Annotated in this window: 21 protein-coding genes; 10 read left to right on the plus strand and 11 right to left on the minus strand. The window is 43.8% G+C overall.

All coding sequences use genetic code 11. The features are described 5' to 3' along the window. Positions 1–17 precede the first annotated feature (17 nt). The 4 genes from GW12_RS00740 to GW12_RS00755 all read right to left on the minus strand — a co-directional run bounded on the left by GW12_RS00740 (position 18) and on the right by GW12_RS00755 (position 3,565). Positions 18–1,160: an HRDC domain-containing protein gene (locus GW12_RS00740; RefSeq protein WP_034582123.1), complete on the minus strand. Its 1,143-nt coding sequence runs from the start codon at positions 1,158–1,160 to the stop codon at positions 18–20. Positions 1,161–1,349: 189 nt separating this feature from the next. Continuing rightward, positions 1,350–1,946, minus strand: coding sequence for a recombination mediator RecR (gene recR, locus GW12_RS00745; RefSeq protein WP_034582126.1), 597 nt, complete (start codon positions 1,944–1,946; stop codon positions 1,350–1,352). Between the two features lie 13 nt (positions 1,947–1,959). Beyond that, entirely contained in the window at positions 1,960–2,289 is a 330-nt protein-coding gene (locus GW12_RS00750; protein ID WP_034582129.1) for a YbaB/EbfC family nucleoid-associated protein, read from the minus strand. Positions 2,290–2,377: 88 nt separating this feature from the next. Then, complete coding sequence (locus GW12_RS00755; protein ID WP_034582130.1) at positions 2,378–3,565, minus strand: O-succinylhomoserine sulfhydrylase; 1,188 nt, start codon at positions 3,563–3,565, stop codon at positions 2,378–2,380. Between the two features lie 143 nt (positions 3,566–3,708). On the opposite strand from GW12_RS00755, the gene GW12_RS00760 reads away from it, so the two are divergent. From GW12_RS00760 to GW12_RS00800, 9 genes are all read left to right on the plus strand, one after another. After that, positions 3,709–4,812: an alpha/beta fold hydrolase gene (locus GW12_RS00760; RefSeq protein WP_034582132.1), complete on the plus strand. Its 1,104-nt coding sequence runs from the start codon at positions 3,709–3,711 to the stop codon at positions 4,810–4,812. A 59-nt stretch (positions 4,813–4,871) separates the two neighbouring features. After that, entirely contained in the window at positions 4,872–5,744 is an 873-nt protein-coding gene (locus GW12_RS00765; protein WP_034582134.1) for an NAD(P)-dependent oxidoreductase, read from the plus strand. A 78-nt stretch (positions 5,745–5,822) separates the two neighbouring features. Further along, a complete protein-coding gene (locus GW12_RS00770; RefSeq protein WP_034582137.1) occupies positions 5,823–6,092 on the plus strand; it encodes a YARHG domain-containing protein in 270 nt (89 codons plus the stop codon). Between the two features lie 31 nt (positions 6,093–6,123). Next, the gene (locus tag GW12_RS00775) at positions 6,124–6,537 is read left to right on the plus strand and encodes an HIT family protein (RefSeq protein ID WP_034582140.1); all 414 of its coding nucleotides are present in this window, start codon (positions 6,124–6,126) and stop codon (positions 6,535–6,537) included. Between the two features lie 729 nt (positions 6,538–7,266). Then, positions 7,267–7,458, plus strand: a complete 192-nt coding sequence (gene cydP / locus GW12_RS00780) for a cytochrome oxidase putative small subunit CydP (protein WP_034582142.1) — start codon at positions 7,267–7,269, stop codon at positions 7,456–7,458. Then, positions 7,458–9,074, plus strand: a complete 1,617-nt coding sequence (locus tag GW12_RS00785) for a cytochrome ubiquinol oxidase subunit I (RefSeq protein WP_034582146.1) — start codon at positions 7,458–7,460, stop codon at positions 9,072–9,074. Before cydP ends, GW12_RS00785 begins: the two co-directional genes overlap by 1 nt. Further along, entirely contained in the window at positions 9,071–10,216 is a 1,146-nt protein-coding gene (gene cydB, locus GW12_RS00790; RefSeq protein WP_034582147.1) for a cytochrome d ubiquinol oxidase subunit II, read from the plus strand. The genes GW12_RS00785 and cydB overlap by 4 nt, the downstream gene beginning before the upstream one ends. A 25-nt stretch (positions 10,217–10,241) precedes the next feature. After that, entirely contained in the window at positions 10,242–10,343 is a 102-nt protein-coding gene (gene cydX / locus GW12_RS15230; RefSeq protein WP_034582150.1) for a cytochrome bd-I oxidase subunit CydX, read from the plus strand. A 3-nt stretch (positions 10,344–10,346) separates the two neighbouring features. Then, positions 10,347–10,649 carry a cyd operon YbgE family protein gene (locus GW12_RS00800; RefSeq protein WP_034582153.1) on the plus strand — a complete coding sequence of 101 codons (303 nt, stop codon included), beginning with the start codon at positions 10,347–10,349 and terminating at the stop codon, positions 10,647–10,649. A gap of 100 nt (positions 10,650–10,749) precedes the next feature. Here the strand turns inward: GW12_RS00800 and GW12_RS15820 are convergent, their stop codons facing one another. The 7 genes from GW12_RS15820 to GW12_RS00835 all read right to left on the minus strand — a co-directional run bounded on the left by GW12_RS15820 (position 10,750) and on the right by GW12_RS00835 (position 17,429). Continuing rightward, positions 10,750–11,103 carry a hypothetical protein gene (locus GW12_RS15820; protein WP_171077637.1) on the minus strand — a complete coding sequence of 118 codons (354 nt, stop codon included), beginning with the start codon at positions 11,101–11,103 and terminating at the stop codon, positions 10,750–10,752. Between the two features lie 126 nt (positions 11,104–11,229). After that, on the minus strand, positions 11,230–12,366 hold the full coding sequence (gene rodA, locus GW12_RS00810; protein ID WP_034582154.1) for a rod shape-determining protein RodA: 1,137 nt from the start codon (positions 12,364–12,366) through the stop codon (positions 11,230–11,232). A gap of 101 nt (positions 12,367–12,467) precedes the next feature. Then, on the minus strand, positions 12,468–13,181 hold the full coding sequence (gene ispD / locus GW12_RS00815; RefSeq protein WP_034582159.1) for a 2-C-methyl-D-erythritol 4-phosphate cytidylyltransferase: 714 nt from the start codon (positions 13,179–13,181) through the stop codon (positions 12,468–12,470). Then, entirely contained in the window at positions 13,150–13,536 is a 387-nt protein-coding gene (locus GW12_RS00820; RefSeq protein ID WP_034582162.1) for a septum formation initiator family protein, read from the minus strand. The genes ispD and GW12_RS00820 overlap by 32 nt, the downstream gene beginning before the upstream one ends. Before the next feature lie 13 nt (positions 13,537–13,549). Next, positions 13,550–14,839, minus strand: a complete 1,290-nt coding sequence (gene eno / locus GW12_RS00825; RefSeq protein WP_034582164.1) for a phosphopyruvate hydratase — start codon at positions 14,837–14,839, stop codon at positions 13,550–13,552. A gap of 61 nt (positions 14,840–14,900) precedes the next feature. Beyond that, positions 14,901–15,758, minus strand: a complete 858-nt coding sequence (kdsA, locus tag GW12_RS00830; RefSeq protein ID WP_034582167.1) for a 3-deoxy-8-phosphooctulonate synthase — start codon at positions 15,756–15,758, stop codon at positions 14,901–14,903. Positions 15,759–15,788: 30 nt separating this feature from the next. Then, positions 15,789–17,429, minus strand: coding sequence for a CTP synthase (locus tag GW12_RS00835; protein ID WP_034582169.1), 1,641 nt, complete (start codon positions 17,427–17,429; stop codon positions 15,789–15,791). Positions 17,430–17,653: 224 nt separating this feature from the next. Here GW12_RS00835 and GW12_RS00840 point away from each other — a divergent pair, with 224 nt between their 5' ends. Beyond that, complete coding sequence (locus GW12_RS00840) at positions 17,654–18,115, plus strand: internalin (RefSeq protein ID WP_375730983.1); 462 nt, start codon at positions 17,654–17,656, stop codon at positions 18,113–18,115. Positions 18,116–18,184 lie beyond the last annotated feature (69 nt).

Below are 18,184 nucleotides of genomic sequence, written 5' to 3' on the forward strand. Positions count from 1 at the left end.
AATTAAAAATCCCGGAATTAATCCAAGACTTTCATTTGTGTAGAAAGATAAGTTTCATCTTTACGCAGCAGCTTTACCAATGGCTTGGTCAGCAGCTCATAGCGCCAGCCGAGTAGATAATCTGGTAGATCCTGTTCATCATTATGAAACACCACGTGCTGGTACAGGGCATTCATCCATTTCTTGCGCATCAGCACTTCTTTGGGAATGGTGGTTTCATCTACAACACTTTGGATAATTGCATCTATTTTCGGCCCTACTTCGTTGGAAGAATGGCGGATTGGACGTGCCAAACGTAGTGGCCATTCAGACTGATCTGGCAGGAATTTCAATAGATCCAGAATCATCTTGCCGTGATCACGCACAATATTGGAACGAATATCCTTGATTGTGCTGAGCTGGAACATGTTTTTAGGATTCTTTTCTACCAGATTGATCATGGTAGAGTTTTTCAAAATAAAGCTGCGCGGAATATTCAGTGCTTTGGCCAGCTCTTCACGCCAGATGGTTAATTGCTTAATTTGCATCAATTGACGACGTGAATGACGGTAATTCCCCACATCCTGATACAGCAACTCCATGGGTGTTTCCTGCCCGATTTCTTGAGTCATGAAACGGCAGTCTTCTAAGGCATAGTCCAGCAGATGTTTCTGCTTTAATTGAGTTTTAATCTGATCACCCAGATTGACCAGATAATGCACGTCATTGGCTGCGTAGAGTAATTGCTCATTACTGAGTGGACGCGCCAGCCAGTCTGATCGGGTCTGATCTTTTTCAATTTCCACATCCAGCATCTGCTTCAAGGCATTCTGGTAGCTGACCTGCAAACCATGGCCCAAAAATGCCATTCCCACCTGGGTATCGAACACATTGCTCAGAGATTTTTGCTGGGTATAGTGATAGATCAGATCAATATCTTCGCCACAGGCATGGAAGATATTCTGCTGTGCAGCAAAAATGCGTTTAAAAAATTCGGTTAGATCCAGTACTGCGCCATCTAATAGATAAACTTTACCAGCAACATTAATCTGAAACACGCCAAGTTTAGGCCATAAGGTATCGACCTTGATGAACTCGGTATCCAAAGCATAAACTGGGCTTTGGTCCATTTCTACAAGCACTTGATCGAGTCCAGCTTGGTCTTGAATAAATTGAAACATAAATGACAAAATCAGCGTGTGTGGATGTTCAAATATCGTTATCTTAACTGATATTTTTATTTTTTATGACAAATAATTAAACATTTAGCTATAAAATTAAGCAATAACAATATTGGGAAAATATATTGAATATTCTTTTGTTTTTCTAAAATATTCTTTCTTTAGTAAAACGCCCGCGGAGAAACAGGTTTATTTCATCCGCATGCGGTTATGTACAGCCTGACTCAAGGTATGGCTGTCCACATATTCCAGTTCACCACCCTGAGGTACACCTTGGGCAATTCGGGTGATCTGAATCGGTAAATGCTTGCTGGCTTCAACCAGATAATGTGCGGTTGCCTGTCCTTCGACCGTCGCATTGGTCGCCAGAATCACTTCACGAATTTGACCTTTGTTTAAACGCTCTAGCAGATACGGAATGCCGATTTCTTCCGGGCCAATGCCATCTAGTGGGGACAGATGCCCACCCAAGACATGATACTTGCCACGGAAGCTGCCACTCTGCTCAATCGCCATCACATCTGCAGGCGATTCCACTACACACAGCAGCTCATCATCACGATCCGTCGAAGTACAGATATTACAAACTTCGTCTTCAGTCAATGAATGACAGATGGAACATTCATGAATATAGTTGGTCGCTTCGGTCAGTGCATGTGCCAGACCAATCGCACCTTCACGGTTTTTCATGATCAGATGCAATGCCATACGCTGAGCCGATTTCGGCCCAACGCTTGGCAAGATGCGTAATGCTTGAACGAGTTGATCAAAACGATCACTAAACATTGCGCAGTTTTCCTTAGAACAAGCCAGCCAGACCTGGTGGTAAACCCATGCCCTGGTTTGCAGACTTCATACGTTCTTCAGATACCGCTTCTGCCTGACGAGATGCATCATTCATCGCTGCTGCAATCAGGTCTTCGATCATGTCCGGATCATCTTGCAGCAGTTCAGGATCGATCTGAATACGTTTTACTACATGACGTGCAGTCATGGTCACTTTTACCAGACCGCCACCTGCCTCTGCATGAACTTCAACTTGTGCAAGCTCTTCTTTGGCTTTTTTCAGGTTGTTTTCCACTTCCTTTTGCATGCGCTGAGCTTGCTGCATCAACATATTAATGTTCATAAAAATCTCCGAACATAAATTCTTTTTTATGACTTGAGTTCAGCGAGTGACAGCGAACCCAAGCATGATTATTTAAAACTGAATAGATTTAAATTAAATCCAGACCGCGTGAAATATCGCGAATGATATCATCAATATCTTCTAAACCAACAGAAACGCGGATTAAACCTTCGCTAATACCTGCAGCTTCTTTGGCTTCAGCCGACATTCTGCCGTGTGAAGTAGTCGCTGGATGGGTAATGGTTGATTTCACATCACCCAGGTTACTGGTGATTGACAGGAACTTGGTATTGTCGATCACAGTCCAGGCACCTTCACGACCACCTTTGGCTACAAAGGATACAACACCGCCAAAACCGGATTGTTGTTTTTTCGCCAGTTCATGTCCAAGATGGTTTGGTAAACCAGCGTAGTACACTTTTTCAACTTTAGGATGTGCATCCAGCCATTCTGCAAGTTTTTGTGCGCTGGCACAATGTGCTTTCATACGCAGGCTTAAGGTCTCCAGACCTTTCAGGAATACCCAGGCATTGAACGGACTCATAGAGTTACCCAGAGTACGGATAACGCCGTTGATTTCTTCAAGCAGCTTGTGATTACCAACTACCGCACCACCGAGCGCACGGCCTTGGCCATCAATGTATTTAGTTGATGAATAAACAATTAAGTCCGCACCAAACTTGATTGGTTGCTGCAATACCGGCGTACAGAAAGTATTGTCTACAGCAAACAGAGCACCATTGGCATGAGCAATATCCGCGATCGCCTGCATATCACCCACCTGAGCCAATGGGTTAGACGGAGTTTCGATAAACAATAAACGGGTATTTGGACGAACGGCCTGTTTCCAGCCTTCTAGATCTTCCAAATCGACAAAAGTTACGTCTACACCGAATTTCGCCACATATTTTTCAAACAGAGAAATAATCGAGCCAAATACCGCACGCGAACAAATCACATGATCACCCGCTTTCAGATAAGCTAATGTCACAGCATGCACAGCCGCCATACCTGAACTGGTTGCTACCGCACGTTCAGCCCCATCCAGCACTGCCAGACGCTTTTCAAAGGTATGTACAGTCGGATTAGTATAACGTGAATAGGTATTGCCTTCGATTTGACCAGAGAACTTCGCAGCAGCATCAGCAGCACTTTCACAGACAAAAGATGAAGTCAGGAAAATTGGTTCGCTGTGTTCACCTTCTGCAGTACGTGTATGGCCAGTACGAATGGCTAAAGTATCCAGTTGGTATTCGATCTCGTCTTGTTGGCTCATGACTCTAAATTCAGCCCGGACGGCTGCCTGTTGTAAAAAATTGCCAACATTTTGAGCGCCTATACTATTTCAGGTCAAGGCATAATACGCAATTATTGCTTAGACTTCGATCATTCCTAACCGGACACGGACAAATTATCTTTATGATTCAGTTAAAACAAAATCTGCAACGCCAACGAAAAAAACTTAAGCATTTGGGGGCACGGTTTTTTAACAGTTCTGCCTTGGTGCTGTCGCAGAAAACCCCGTTTGTATACATCAAGGAAACTGAACTCTATAGAGTCCGGCATTATCCGGCACCAGAACGTCAGTTTAAGGAACCGCTGGTCTTTGTTGCACCACTGGCCATCAATATGGATATCTATGACCTATATCCATACCGATCACTGGTAAAGCATTTTCAACACAGTGGCTTTGAAGTGTATCTTGTGGAATGGAACCGTTTCAGCTTCAAGCACCGTGAACTAAATTTCCTGTCTTTTATTGATCAAGCCATTCCAGAAGCAATAGAACGCATCTGCGAACATTCTGAAAGTGACTATATTTCTCTACATGGCTGGAGTATGGCCGGGATCTTCGTTACTTTATATACCGCACTACATTCACCAGAGCATGTCAAAAACCTGATGGTGATGGGTAGTCCAATTGACAGTTATACTTCTGGTCGTGTGGGCAAGCTGTTTGAAGCCACCAACAAGCTGATTTCACAGAATCCAGCCATTCGTGACACCGTACATAAAGGCCTAATTCCAAAACACTATATTCATACGCCAGGCATTCTGAATGCAATTGGCTTCAAACTGCTGGATCCAGTCGGCTGGTTTAAAAGCCAGAAACAGTTTTTGCTGAATCTGGAAAAACCGGAACATGTTTATGAACATGCCACCATGGGCAATTTCCTGAACAAGATGATCGATTATCCGGGTGGAATCAATCAGGACATGGTACTCAACCTGTGGCTACAAAATCCATTAAAACATGGCTCAATTACCTTAGAGGATAAGAAGATTGAGCTAAAAAATATCAGCTGCTCATTAATGGTCGGTGCCGGTGATCGTGACCAGATCGTAACCCGAAAAGCGGCTGAACCACTTACTAAATTGACTAGTAGCAAGGATGTTACATTTACCCTGATCCCAGGTGGACACCTTGGTCTAATGTCAAATCAAAAGACAGCCAATACATTTTGGCCTAAACTAAGCATCTGGCTTGAGCAGCGTTCTACCCGACTGGAGCAATCCAAATAGCAATAATGGGATAAACAACTCAAGACCATTCATTCCAAAGATAATTTTTGAGGGTTACCATGATTCAATCAGTTGCATTTATCGGCTTGGGCGCGATGGGCTATCGTATGGCGGCACATTTACCGAAGCATTTCGATACGGTCTATGTATGGAACCGTACCGCAGCCAAGGCAGAGCAACATGCAGCTGAATATGGAAGTCAAGCGGTCAGTCTAGAACAAGCTGTACAAGCTGATGTCATTTTCTCCTGTTTACCGACCAGTGCCGATGTTGAAAATCTATTACAAGGCCTGGAATTAAAATCCGGCAGTATCTGGGTCGACTGCACCAGTGGTGTACCGGATGCCGCTCGTCGCCTAGAAGAAGCTTTGGCCGATCAGGGCGTGATTTTCCTGGATGCACCTGTCAGCGGTCAGACGATCGGTGCTGAAAATGGCACATTAACTGTTATGATTGGAGGCAGTGCAGTTGGTTTTGAACGTGCGCTTCCTGCAATCCAGGCATTCGGCAAGCTGATCAAGCATGTCGGTGAATCTGGCGCGGGATTTGCAGTAAAAGCCGTAAACAATATGTTAATGGCGGTAAACCTGTGTGCCGTGGCAGAAGGCTTTACGACACTGAAAGCGCATGGGGTTAGCCTGAATGAGGCACTGGAATGTATCAATGCTTCAAGCGGTAAAAGTAACTTAACCGAGACAGTGATGCCACAGCGTATTTTAAACCGCAGCTTCCCATTAACATTTGCTTTACCTTTACTTGCCAAGGATACCGGTATTGCTGTGGATCTGGTTCGAGATGCCAAATTAGCAGCACCGTTGCTAGCATTGACGCAGAATCTGATTCAGGCAGCCAGCCTACAGGCTGAGGAAAATAGCGACTTTTCTGCTGCAGTAAAAATGTATGAATCGTGGAGTAAAATTACCATTGAGTAATAATTCGCCATTGAACCGAGAGAAGAAAACCCAATATGGTGTCAATAGACACATGGTGAACATCCAGAGGAAACCCTCATGAAAAAATTGACTGTTGCGACAGTAATGAGTTTTGCAGCTTTGCTAGGAGCTTCAACTTCTGTTTTAGCTTCTGAACAAGAATGCAAGAAACTGAAAAATGATCATGATGTCATTTATGCATCTAAAGGCTTCTGCTTCAAAGATCCTGAAGCGAAAGCGAAGTTTGGTAATGACAATTGCTATACAACCAAGCCAAAATTTTCAGAAAAAGAGCAGCAACGTCTTGACGCGATCAAAGAACGTCAGAAAGAATTAAACTGTAAATAATTTAATTCAATAACGTTCAAGGAATGCTCTTATGACTTACGATGATCAAAATATTTTTGCACGAATTCTGCGTGGTGAAATACCTGCAATCAAGGTGTATGAAGACGACCAGGTTCTTGCATTTATGGACATCATGCCTCAGGCAGACGGTCATACCTTAGTCATTCCTAAAACGCCTGCAATTACCCTGCTCGACCTTGATCCTGAAGCTGCGGCTTATACCATCAAGATCGTTCAGAAAATTGCCAAAGCGATTGAAAAAGGCCTAGGTGTTGAAGGCATCGTGCTGATGCAGCTGTCTGGTGCAGCTGCAGGTCAAACGGTTCCGCACGTGCATTTCCACCTGGTACCAACATCTCTGCACAACCTGGGCAAGCATGCTTCGCAAATGGGTGATCAGGAGAAGATCAAGCAACTGGCTGAAAAAATCAAAGCTGCGCTTTAAGGTTCAGACCAGTTATCAAAATGGAGCTTCGGCTCCATTTTTTTGTTTTTTGCATTTTAGTCGATCCAATGTCTCAAGCTTTTTAGTTGCAAAGTAACGTCAAATAAAGCGACTCTCTTTTTTGAACTAAATGAAAGCAATTACGCCCCATTTTAGTGCCTATCTTTAATCTAACTTAAAGAACAGATGCAAGTATGCTCTGTTTCATTTTTGAATGATTAAACCAATCCAGCTTAAATATTGATCACACCTAACAAATAGAAAATATTACTCTTAAGATAGATATTTATTAGACTTCTTGCGTTAGTCAAAATTTAAACAGCCTAAAGCTACATTTTATAAGGTTTTAGCCAGTTCAAAAATTAGGTAAACGATACTTTCGCAAGAGGTCTATTAATTCCAAGTATTTTACTCAATATTTAGTTTCACTAAAAATACAATAAACCAACCAAAATAATCAGGTATTAACTCACCGCCAATTTATATTAATCCAAGCATTTTAATTGGGTTTTAAAAATTAAATATAAGCAAAAAAGTCGGATTTAAAAATCACTTCATTTACACAAAATAATCAGAATTATTTTAAATATATTTTCCAGAAATTAAAATTTAAATTTTTAAATTTCAATATCTTATAAATATATATTTATTTAAACTGTAAAGTCTATTTATTTTTTCCCTCATTAAGTCAATAATAAAATCATCAAGCAATAAAACAGGCTTATATATATGAGCTTAGTTCCAGAAAATTTAAATCAAAAAGTGATCCGTGAGATTACCCTGATTTTAATTATCAAGGTAATTTTATTACTCACCATCAAGCATATTTGGTTTGATGCGCCTACGATTCCAAAAAATTTTGACTCTCAAGTTGCCGAGCATATTGCCGGCAGTCCTTCCCAAATCAAGGAGACACGTTGATGATTGCTGAAAGCGTGGTCGATCTTTCGCGGTTCCAGTTCGCTATGACCGCGATGTATCATTTTATTTTTGTTCCGCTGACCCTAGGTCTAGCCTTTATTCTTGCCATTATGGAAACCACTTATGTGATTTCCGGTAAGGAAATCTATAAAGACATGACCAAGTTCTGGGGAAAACTTTTCGGGATTAACTTTGCCCTAGGGGTTACTACAGGGTTAACCATGGAGTTCCAGTTCGGGACTAACTGGGCTTACTACTCGCACTATGTAGGTGACATCTTCGGTGCACCACTGGCAATCGAAGGCCTGATGGCATTCTTCCTGGAATCTACTTTTATTGGTATGTTCTTCTTTGGATGGGATCGTCTATCTAAAGTTCAGCACCTTTGCGTAACCTGGCTAGTGGCACTTGGCTCTAACCTGTCAGCACTGTGGATTCTGGTGGCAAATGGTTGGATGCAAAACCCGGTTGGCTCTGCTTTCAATTACGAAACTATGCGTATGGAACTGGTAGACTTTGCTGCCCTGATCTTTAACCCGGTTGCTCAGGTGAAATTTGTTCACACTGTTTCTGCTGGTTATGTCACAGGCGCAATCTTTGTCCTGGCAATCTCAAGCTTCTACCTGCTGAAAAAACGTGACTTGCCTTTTGCACGCCGTTCTTTTGCCATTGCAGCGATCTTCGGTCTGGCATCTACTCTGTCTGTCATCCTGTTGGGTGATGAATCTGGTTATGAAATCGGTGACGTACAAAAAACAAAACTGGCTGCGATTGAAGCAGAATGGGAAACAGAACCTGCACCAGCGGCATTCACTTTATTTGGCTTCCCAAATCAGGAAACTATGCGTACTGACTATGCAGTGAAAATCCCTTATGTGATGGGTATCATTGCAACACGTTCTGTCGATACACCAGTGATGGGTATTAAAGACCTGATGGCTGAACACGAAGGTCGTATCCGCAACGGTATGCTGGCGTATGAACAACTGGAAAAACTGCGTGCAGGCGATCAGTCTCCTGAACTGAAAGCAGCATTTGAACAAACTCAAAAAGACTTGGGTTATGGTTTGCTGCTGAAAAAATACACTCCAAATGTAGTCGATGCTTCTGACGAACAAATCAAAGCTGCTGCAAAAGACACTATTCCACACGTACCAAGTCTGTTCTGGGCATTCCGTGCCATGGTGGCTTCTGGATTCCTGATGCTGTTGCTGTTCGTGCTGGCTGCCTTTGCTGTTGCGAAACGTAACGCAGAAAACAAACCTTGGTTACTGAAATTTGCACTTTTTGCTCTGCCACTGCCTTGGATCGCAGCACAAACTGGTTGGTATGTCGCTGAAGTAGGCCGTCAACCATGGACCATCGGTGAAGTATTGCCTACACACTTGTCTGCTTCTAGCTTAAGTACTGGTGATGTGATGGGTTCAATCCTGGCTCTGGCTGCGTTCTACACCATCCTGTTGATCATTGAAATGTACCTGATGATTAAGTTTGCCCGCCTTGGCCCAAGCTCACTGCATACAGGTAAGTACCATTTCGAAAAACCAAATTCTCAAGCAACTGCCGATGAAGACGCAGCTCTTCCAGAAGGCGCAACTGGCGAGGTTCAATCATGATTGAATATGAACTGCTCAAAATTATCTGGTGGGTATTGGTTGGTGTCTTGCTGATTGGCTTCGCCCTGACCGATGGCTTCGATATGGGTGCAATGGCGATCATGCCATTCGTAGGTAAAAAAGATGAGGAGCGTCGTGCGGCAATCAATACGGTTGCCCCACACTGGGATGGTAACCAGGTCTGGTTCATCACTGCAGGTGGTGCGATGTTCGCGGCATGGCCAATGGTCTATGCAACTGCCTTTTCTGGCATGTACTGGGCACTGCTCCTAGTCCTGTTTGCCCTGTTCCTGCGTCCTGTAGGCTTTGACTACCGCTCTAAACTGGAAAATACCAAATGGCGTAATGCCTGGGACTGGGGTCTGGCTGTTGGTGGTGCAGTACCTGCATTGGTGTTTGGTGTGGCATTCGGTAACATGTTCCTGGGTGTACCATTCACCTTAGATGAAACTGTACGTTCAACTTACACTGGCAGCTTCTTTGCCCTGCTCAATCCATTTGCGGTTGTGTGTGGTCTGGTAAGCGTGTCAATGCTGTGTGCACACGGCGGTGCATGGCTCATGCTACGTACTGACGGTGCTTTACGTGAACGTTCTGCGAAAACTGCCAAGATCATGGGTATTGTTTACCTGGTGACTTTCATTCTGATCGGTGCATGGTTGTACTTCGGTGGTATCCAAGGTTATACCCTGGTTACTCCATACGATACGAATGGTGTAGCGAATCCACTAGCAAAAGAGGTTCTGACCAATGCTAACCCTGGCTGGATGAACAACTATAGCAATTACCCAATTACTATGATTGCACCAATCGCAGGTATTCTGGGTGGTCTGATTGTTGTAGCTGCAGCATCTAAAGCAAAAGCAGGCCTGACTTTCTTGGGTACTTCACTGGCAATCGTCGGTACCATTTTGACTGCTGGTTTTGCACTGTTCCCATTCCTGATGCCATCAAGCATCAATCCTACAGCTAGCTTGACTATGTGGGATGCGGTATCAAGTAAAAATACTTTAACTGTAATGACTGTGGTTGCGTGCATCTTTGTTCCAATCATCTTGGCTTACACCACTTGGTGTTATTACAAGATGTGGGGCGTCATCACCAACAAACACATTCAAGAGAATTCACACAGCCTGTACTAAGGCTGTGTCCTAAGGAGACGAAATTATGTGGTATTTTGCATGGATTCTCGGCATATTAATGGCATGTTTTGCCGGTGTACTGAGTGCACTGTATATTGAAAATCATCAAGATCTGGATGAGAACTAAGCTATGAGCAATGACGTGATGGAAAATGCAGTTCCCGAATCTAAACCCAACAAGTTTGCGATGCTGATCTCCTGCTTGCTGGCATTTCCACTCGCTGCTGTACTGCTAGTACACCCTGCAGCGATGCTGGATGATTCAGGCACCTACAGCCATCGCGCATTAATGTTCATTATGATCGGGATTTCAGGGGGCTTTATTCATGGTATTGGCTTTGTGCCACGCCATAAAGTCTGGAAATGGCTATTTAGTCCCATCCTGTCCTGGCCCTTGATGCTCTGGGGCTATTACACCTGGTTCCTGACCTAATCATTCAGATAAAAATAAGCTCTCAATTTGAGAGCTTATTTTTTATAAGGACTGAATTTTTAACGGTCTTATGCGGTCACAATAAAAACTTTCCTGCTGTTTATTTCTTTAGGCAACCGGTTTCATAGGTTGTACCCAGGTCTAGCAAAGACTGATTGAAATTTGTATCCAGTGAGCTCACAAATTTCAGTTCATCTCTAGCCTCAGCCAGATGCAGATTCTGTTCAGAGAACTGTTTTAACTGTTTTAAACCTTTTGAATAATCACACGCCTTGGCGATCATGATTGATGGATGATCACGACGATCGACTGAAACATTCAGTGCTGTCTGTTTTAACTCCAAAGCATCGTAATGTTGTTTCACCTGTGCCTTAAACTCAGCTTGCGTCAGTGGTTTTGCCCAACTAGCAACTGAAATCCCCATTATTCCTACTGCTAAAAATAAATTTTTCATCCATTTCCCCATGAGATGCAAATACAACAATTCATTTCTTAATTTTTGATTATTTATAACACAAATAGTTCAGCAATAAAAAAGCCGGAGCTCGTCCGACTTTTTCTAAACTTACTCTGTTTTAAATCAACGATGAGTATGAATGGACATCACAATGCCCATACCGGCTAGCATGGCAATTACCGCAGTACCCCCATAGCTCATCAACGGTAATGGATCACCAGTGACTGGCAAAATCCCGCTGACCATACCTGAGTTCAGGAACACAAAGAAGAAGAAAGTTAAACCGGTAGCACCAGCATATAGACGGCCAAAGTTATGGAAGCTGTTTAGGCCAATCATCAAACAGCGAATAATAATTGCCATAAACAGGCTGAATAACAGGAACACCCCTATAAAACCAAACTCTTCTGCATAGGTCGACATGATAAAGTCAGTATGGTGTTCCGGCAGATAACCCAGATGTGACTGGGTTCCCTGTGAATAGCCCTTTCCGGTCATCCCGCCAGAACCTATTGCAATTTTGGACTGAATAATGTTCCATCCTGCACCTAAAGCATCCGATTCAGGGTCAAACAGGGTCAGGATACGTTTCTTCTGGTATTCCTGTAACAAGAACATCCACAGCAAGGGTGCAACAAGCGCCAGCGCTCCCATCGCTCCCAAGATCAGACGCCATGACATTCCACTAAGGAATAGTACAAAAATCCCTGGAATAATCAGGCCAATATTCAAGTCCGGCTGTAAAGCCACCAGCACAAATGGCACACCCAAAATCACTAAAGATCCGACAATGTCCAGGAATTTTGGCGGAAATGGCTTACGTGCAAAATACCATGCCATCATCAGTGGCATGGCAAATTTCATCACCTCGCTCGGCTGCATGCTCCCCACACCGGGCAAAGTAATCCAGCGAGTTGCCCCTAGTCGCCGCTCACCAATCACAAAAACCAGCAACAACATGAAGATCCCGAAAGCATAAAAATATGGGCTTGCCGCCTGATAGACTTTTGGTGGTACTTGTGCGCAAATAAACATTAGCACAAAACCAACCCCAAAACTGATCGCCTGACGAATCACCATACTAGAATCTTCAGAAGTGGCACTATAGACCACCATCAACCCTAGGGCAGCATTCAGTAACAGGAAGCTAAGCAACCAAGGGTCCAGATGGAGTTTGGCCCATCTTGAGGAATCGTGTTTTATACTCAATCCGTCACGTGCGGACTGCCGTAAAAAACGATACTGCTGTGAAGGTATCATGGGGACTAAAGTTTCAAAATAATCAATGGCGAAATTATAAGTGAAAGCAATGGCAAATTGAGTACCACTGCCCGATTAATTAAGTATTTGTTCAATTAAATTCAAGACTGCACTGCAAGAATCAGCCGTGCCAGCTCCAGATCATCAGGATAGGTAATTTTCAGGTTATCCGACCGACCTGGTACGACCTGCACCGCTTCACCGACATGCTCGAGTGCACTGGCTTCATCGGTAATGTTAGCACCATCGAATAATGCCTGTTCAATAGCGCGTTTCAATTGGCCGAGTTTAACCATTTGCGGGGTTTGCGCCTGCCACAAGGTCGAACGGTCGACTGTCGCTTCAATATCATGTCCTTGTACTACACGTTTCAATGTGTCACGTACCGGAATGGCTAAAATTGCTGCCTGATCTGTTGCAATTGCAGTATTCACCAGATCAATCAGGGAATTTTGGCTAACACATGGGCGTGCTGCGTCATGTACCAAAACCCAGTCATTTTCAGAGGCTATCCCGGTTAGATAATTCAACGCGTTTAAGACAGAATTTACCCGCTCTGCACCACCTGCACAGAAGTGTGCTTTGTCTTTATTCGAAAATGGTAAAGTTTGAGCTACATCATCCTGACTGCCAATCGCCAATACATAACCCGTTAGCGGCAATTGATTCAGACGTGCGACCGTATGTTCAAGAACGGATCGTTCCTGAATCATCTGGTATTGTTTAAGCTCTGTTTTGGAAAATCGGCTACCTGAACCTGCAGCTGGAATAATGGCCCATAATTTATGGTGTGGTTGGAGTTTCAGCTGACTCATTGGTACGCAGGTCTACTTTGGAATTTGGATCGAGATAAATCGGTTTATATTGAGTACTGATGGTACTCATCTGAACAAAGGTTTCATGTGGCTTGATCAAGCCCAGGTCCAGACGTGCATGTTCTTCAATGGCTTCTACCCCATTTTTCAGGTCATACACTTCAGCTGCCAGAACGCGATTGCGCTCTTTCAGTTCTTCATTCAGTTCTATTTGTTGTTGTATTTTCTGTGTCAGTGCCTGATGGTCACGATAACCACCTTCACCAAACCAGTATAAATATTGAAACCCTGCGATCACAAGGATCGCAAGGCCCAACAGTACTTTACTCATCAAAGAGTCGAATACATTTAACATTGACGATAGTCGCTTAGTTCAAACCTTTGAATTCAGCTTTACCGCGATATGCAGCGTGAGTCAATTCTTCGATACGAAGTAATTGGTTATATTTCGCTACACGGTCAGAACGGCACAGTGAACCAGTTTTGATTTGACCAGCGCCAGTACCTACAGCCAGATCCGCAATTGTAGAATCTTCTGTTTCGCCAGAACGGTGAGAGATTACAGTGGTGTAGCCGTTTGCTTTAGCTAGGTAGATGGCATCTAAAGTTTCAGTCAATGTACCGATCTGGTTGTATTTGATCAGGATAGAGTTAGCAACTTTCTCGTTGATACCGCGTTGCAGGATCTTCGGATTGGTTACGAACAGGTCGTCACCCACCAACTGGATCTTGTCACCCAAGATAGAAGTCAGGTAAGACCAGCCTTCCCAGTCAGATTCGTCCAGACCATCTTCAATCGAGATGATTGGATATTGGTTAACTAAACCAGCAAGGTAGTCAGCAAACTGGTTGCTTGTGAATGCTTTATTGCCTTCACCAGCCAGGATGTATTGACCATCTTTGTAGAATTCTGAAGATGCACAGTCCAGCGCAAGCATGATGTCAGAACCCGCTTTGTAACCAGTTTGCTCGATTGCAGACAGAATTACAGTGATGGCTTCTTCGTTAGAACGAAGGTTAGGTGCGAAACCACCTTCATCACCCACTGCAGTGTTCAGACCTTGTTTTTTCAGCACTGATTTCAGAGAGTGGAATACTTCTGCACCCGCACGCAGTGCTTCAGCAAATGAAGTGAAACCAACAGGCTCAATCATGAATTCCTGAATGTCCACAGTGTTGTCTGCGTGAGCACCACCGTTCAGGATGTTCATCATTGGCACAGGCATAGTCAGAATACTGTTGTTACGCAGGTCTGCGATGTATTGGAAAAGAGGAACTTTCTTCTCTTCAGCAGCAGCGCGTGCAGCAGCAAGAGAAACTGCCAGAGTCGCGTTTGCACCAAGTTTTTCTTTATTTTCAGTACCGTCTAAAGCGATCATCGTATTGTCGATGTCTTTTTGTTCGAATACTGATTTACCAACCAAAGCTTCACGGATGACAGTGTTTACGTTGTTAACCGCAGTTTTAACACCTTTACCCAAGTAGCGTGACTTGTCGCCGTCACGAAGTTCTAAAGCTTCACGAGAACCAGTTGAAGCACCAGATGGTGCACATGCACGGCCAACTACGCCAGATGCTAAGATTACGTCTGCTTCGATGGTTGGGTTACCACGAGAGTCCAAAATTTCACGTGCACGGATGTCAACGATTTGGCTCATGAACAATTCCTCAGTTAATTAAAAGAGCTGCGTTTTCACGGCAGCTCAAGGGGGTACATTCTTAGTGTGTATCTAACTTTTCGAAACCTTTGACCAAGGTATCTAATTGTTTAAGCTGTGCCAGGAAAGGCTCAAGCTGTGACAGGCGCAAAGCGCAAGGACCATCACATTTGGCTTTTTCTGGATCAGGATGTGCTTCCAGGAACAAACCTGCCAGTCCTGTTGCCATACCTGCACGTGCCAAGGTCGTGATTTGCGCACGACGACCGCCAGCAGAGTCAGCACGACCGCCTGGGGTTTGCAGTGCATGTGTGACATCAAAGAACACAGGCACATTCATTTCCTTCATGATGTCGAAGCCGAGCATGTCTACAACCAGGTTGTTATAGCCAAATGCTGAACCACGTTCACAAAGAATCAGTTTGTCATTCCCTGCTTCCAGACATTTATGCAGAATGTGGCGCATTTCATGTGGAGCCAGGAACTGGGCTTTCTTGATGTTGATAATGGCATTGGTTTTTGCCATCGCATCAACCAGGTCAGTCTGACGGCTCAAGAAAGCTGGCAGCTGGATAATATCCGCTACCTCTGCAACAGGAGCTGCTTGATACGGCTCATGCACATCAGTAATGATTGGCACATTAAAGTGTTTTTTAATGTCCGCTAACCACTCCAGACCTTTTTCGAGGCCAGGCCCGCGAAAAGAGTTCAGGCTTGAACGGTTGGCTTTATCAAAGCTGGCTTTAAAGACGTATGGAATTTCCAGACGTTTACAGATATCCACATAGGTTTCTGCGATTTCAAAAGCCAGATCTTTGGACTCAAGTACGTTCATTCCGCCGAATAATACAAATGGCAAGTGGTTTGCCATTTGTATATCGCCTAAACGTACAATCTCTTGTGGTTTTAATTGCGACATTTAAACTTCCTAGTTGTGTCCTAACACCAATTATTTGCTTTTCTGATGCTGTTTTTTCGCAGCGTCAATGAAACCAGCGAATAATGGATGACCATCACGTGGTGAACTTGTAAATTCCGGGTGGAATTGTACCGCAATAAACCAAGGATGTTCAGGAATTTCAACAGTTTCTACTAAACGTTGCACTGGTGAGTAACCTGAAATCTTCATGCCTTTTTCTTCTAGCACTGGAATATAGCGGTTATTCATTTCGTAACGGTGACGGTGACGCTCAACAATTTCGTTAGCACCATAAACTTCAGCTGTTTTCGTACCTGGTACCAGTTCAGATTTTTGCGCACCCAGACGCATAGTACCACCCAGGTCAGAGTCGACAGAACGCTGTTGCACTTCACCACGCTCATCTAACCATTCAGTAATCAAACCAATCAATGGTGATTTAGTTGAACGGTTAAATTCTGTAGAAGTTGCATCTTTAATACCTGCAACATTACGTGCGTATTCGATCACAGCCAGCTGCATACCTAAACAGATGCCCAGGAATGGCACACCGTTTTCACGTGCATACTTGATGGCTTTCATTTTGCCTTCAGTACCGCGCTCACCGAAACCGCCTGGTACCAGAATCGCATCAGCATCTTTCAGTACTTCTGCTTCGTTCTGGCCTTCCAGTTCTTCAGCGTTTACGTAGTCGATCTGAACTTTTACACGGTTTTTGATGCCAGCATGCAGTAATGCTTCATTCACAGATTTATAGGCATCTGGAAGTTCAACATATTTACCAACCATCGCTACACGTACAGTGTATTCAGGATTCAGTAAAGCTTCTACCACATTGTCCCAGTCAGACAGGTCTGCTTCTGGAAGATGATCATAACCGAAACGTTCACAGATTAAATCATCAACGTTCTGCTCATAGAAAGTACGTGGAATCTGGTAAATGGTACGTGCATCTTTACACACCACAACTGCACGTGCTTCAACGTTGGTGAACAGTGCAATTTTGCGTTTAGTGTCTGCATCAACATCGTGTTCAGTACGGCAGATCAAAATGTCGGGTTGGATACCAATCGACAGAAGTTCTTTTACAGAGTGTTGAGTTGGTTTAGTTTTCAGCTCTGCTGCTGACTTAATATATGGGAGTAACGTCAAGTGCATAAGCATCGTACGCTTATGACCAAGTTCAACCATTAACTGACGTACAGATTCCATGAATGGGAGAGATTCAATGTCACCTACTGTACCGCCGATCTCAACGATGGCAACGTCATAACCTTCGCCAGCACGAAGTACACGTTCTTTAATATTGTCAGTAATGTGTGGAATAACCTGCACTGTACCGCCCAGGTAGTCACCACGGCGTTCTTTATTCAGAACATCCTGGTAAACACGACCTGATGTGAAGTTATTCAGTTTGGTCATTTTCGCACGACGTAAGAAACGTTCGTAGTAACCCAAGTCTAAGTCTGTTTCAGCACCGTCTTCTGTAACAAAAACTTCACCATGCTGGAATGGGCTCATTGTCCCTGGATCGACATTAATGTATGGATCCATTTTGACCATGGTGACTTTTAAACCACGGGCTTCTAAAAGTGCAGCAACAGAAGCAGCTGAAATACCTTTACCTAGTGATGAAACAACACCACCAGTAACGAAAATAAAATGGGTCATTGGGTTTCTCGTACAATCGAGCCTAAATCGGCCTGCAATGTTGCGCAATTTTACTTTACCTTGCACCAGGAAAGCAAAGTCAATCCGCATCAATTCAAAGAACAATAAACAATTGACTATTCTAACAGCATTTCCGATAAAAAATTAGAGGAAGTTCGGATCATTTCTATCATGCAAATTACTGCTATAATAGAATAATCCCATCTACATTTACGTATGAAGTAATGATGAATAAGAAACTTTTAATCTGTGGCGCGCTTGCAACCGGACTTTTACTCACGGCATGTGTCAAGAAAGAAGCTCCAAAGGAAGAGGAACAGACTGAAGTTGCAGCATCGGAAGCAACACCAGTACAACAACCTGCATTAGAAACACAAAGCGCAGATCAGGATCAGCCTTTAATTGAAGAAGTGCCTGAAACAGTTGAAGTCATTCGTGAGGAAACTCCAAATACAACGACTGAAATTCGTCGCGAAACCCGCCCTGCAGAATCAAATTTAGCTCCAGTGCAAGCGCCTTCTGCTCCAGCGCAATCAGCACCAGCAGCGTCTCAGCCAGCGCAAGCACCTAAAGCGAAAGATACTGAGACTGAATACAAGCCTAAAACCAATTCAAGTTCAGCACAGTCTGAAGATGATGCCGTGGCAGACGCTATTGCTGCTGCAACACCAGCGTTGGATAACTAATTTATTAAAAACCAGTAAATTAGATATGCAAAAAAACCCAGCTTATGCTGTAATGCCAGTCAGTTAAGA

The organism is Acinetobacter sp. HR7 (assembly GCF_000773685.1).
GTDB classification, from domain to species: Bacteria; Pseudomonadota; Gammaproteobacteria; order Pseudomonadales; family Moraxellaceae; genus Acinetobacter; species Acinetobacter thermotolerans.

Bases quoted from the DNA above. Each gene is read 5' to 3' on its own strand.
- GW12_RS00775 (WP_034582140.1), top strand. From the start codon at position 6,124: ATGACTTACGATGATCAAAATATTTTTGCACGAATTCTGCGTGGTGAA.
- GW12_RS00740 (WP_034582123.1), bottom strand. From the start codon at position 1,160: ATGTTTCAATTTATTCAAGACCAAGCTGGACTCGATCAAGTGCTTGTA.
- cydB (WP_034582147.1), top strand. From the start codon at position 9,071: ATGATTGAATATGAACTGCTCAAAATTATCTGGTGGGTATTGGTTGGT.
- rodA (WP_034582154.1), bottom strand. From the start codon at position 12,366: ATGATACCTTCACAGCAGTATCGTTTTTTACGGCAGTCCGCACGTGAC.
- GW12_RS00760 (WP_034582132.1), top strand. From the start codon at position 3,709: ATGATTCAGTTAAAACAAAATCTGCAACGCCAACGAAAAAAACTTAAG.
- ispD (WP_034582159.1), bottom strand. From the start codon at position 13,181: ATGAGTCAGCTGAAACTCCAACCACACCATAAATTATGGGCCATTATT.
- GW12_RS00755 (WP_034582130.1), bottom strand. From the start codon at position 3,565: ATGAGCCAACAAGACGAGATCGAATACCAACTGGATACTTTAGCCATT.
- GW12_RS00750 (WP_034582129.1), bottom strand. From the start codon at position 2,289: ATGAACATTAATATGTTGATGCAGCAAGCTCAGCGCATGCAAAAGGAA.
- GW12_RS00800 (WP_034582153.1), top strand. From the start codon at position 10,347: ATGAGCAATGACGTGATGGAAAATGCAGTTCCCGAATCTAAACCCAAC.
- eno (WP_034582164.1), bottom strand. From the start codon at position 14,839: ATGAGCCAAATCGTTGACATCCGTGCACGTGAAATTTTGGACTCTCGT.
- cydP (WP_034582142.1), top strand. From the start codon at position 7,267: ATGAGCTTAGTTCCAGAAAATTTAAATCAAAAAGTGATCCGTGAGATT.
- GW12_RS00765 (WP_034582134.1), top strand. From the start codon at position 4,872: ATGATTCAATCAGTTGCATTTATCGGCTTGGGCGCGATGGGCTATCGT.
- recR (WP_034582126.1), bottom strand. From the start codon at position 1,946: ATGTTTAGTGATCGTTTTGATCAACTCGTTCAAGCATTACGCATCTTG.
- GW12_RS00785 (WP_034582146.1), top strand. From the start codon at position 7,458: ATGATTGCTGAAAGCGTGGTCGATCTTTCGCGGTTCCAGTTCGCTATG.
- GW12_RS00820 (WP_034582162.1), bottom strand. From the start codon at position 13,536: ATGTTAAATGTATTCGACTCTTTGATGAGTAAAGTACTGTTGGGCCTT.
- GW12_RS15820 (WP_171077637.1), bottom strand. From the start codon at position 11,103: ATGAAAAATTTATTTTTAGCAGTAGGAATAATGGGGATTTCAGTTGCT.
- GW12_RS00840 (WP_375730983.1), top strand. From the start codon at position 17,654: ATGATGAATAAGAAACTTTTAATCTGTGGCGCGCTTGCAACCGGACTT.
- cydX (WP_034582150.1), top strand. From the start codon at position 10,242: ATGTGGTATTTTGCATGGATTCTCGGCATATTAATGGCATGTTTTGCC.
- GW12_RS00835 (WP_034582169.1), bottom strand. From the start codon at position 17,429: ATGACCCATTTTATTTTCGTTACTGGTGGTGTTGTTTCATCACTAGGT.
- GW12_RS00770 (WP_034582137.1), top strand. From the start codon at position 5,823: ATGAAAAAATTGACTGTTGCGACAGTAATGAGTTTTGCAGCTTTGCTA.
- kdsA (WP_034582167.1), bottom strand. From the start codon at position 15,758: ATGTCGCAATTAAAACCACAAGAGATTGTACGTTTAGGCGATATACAA.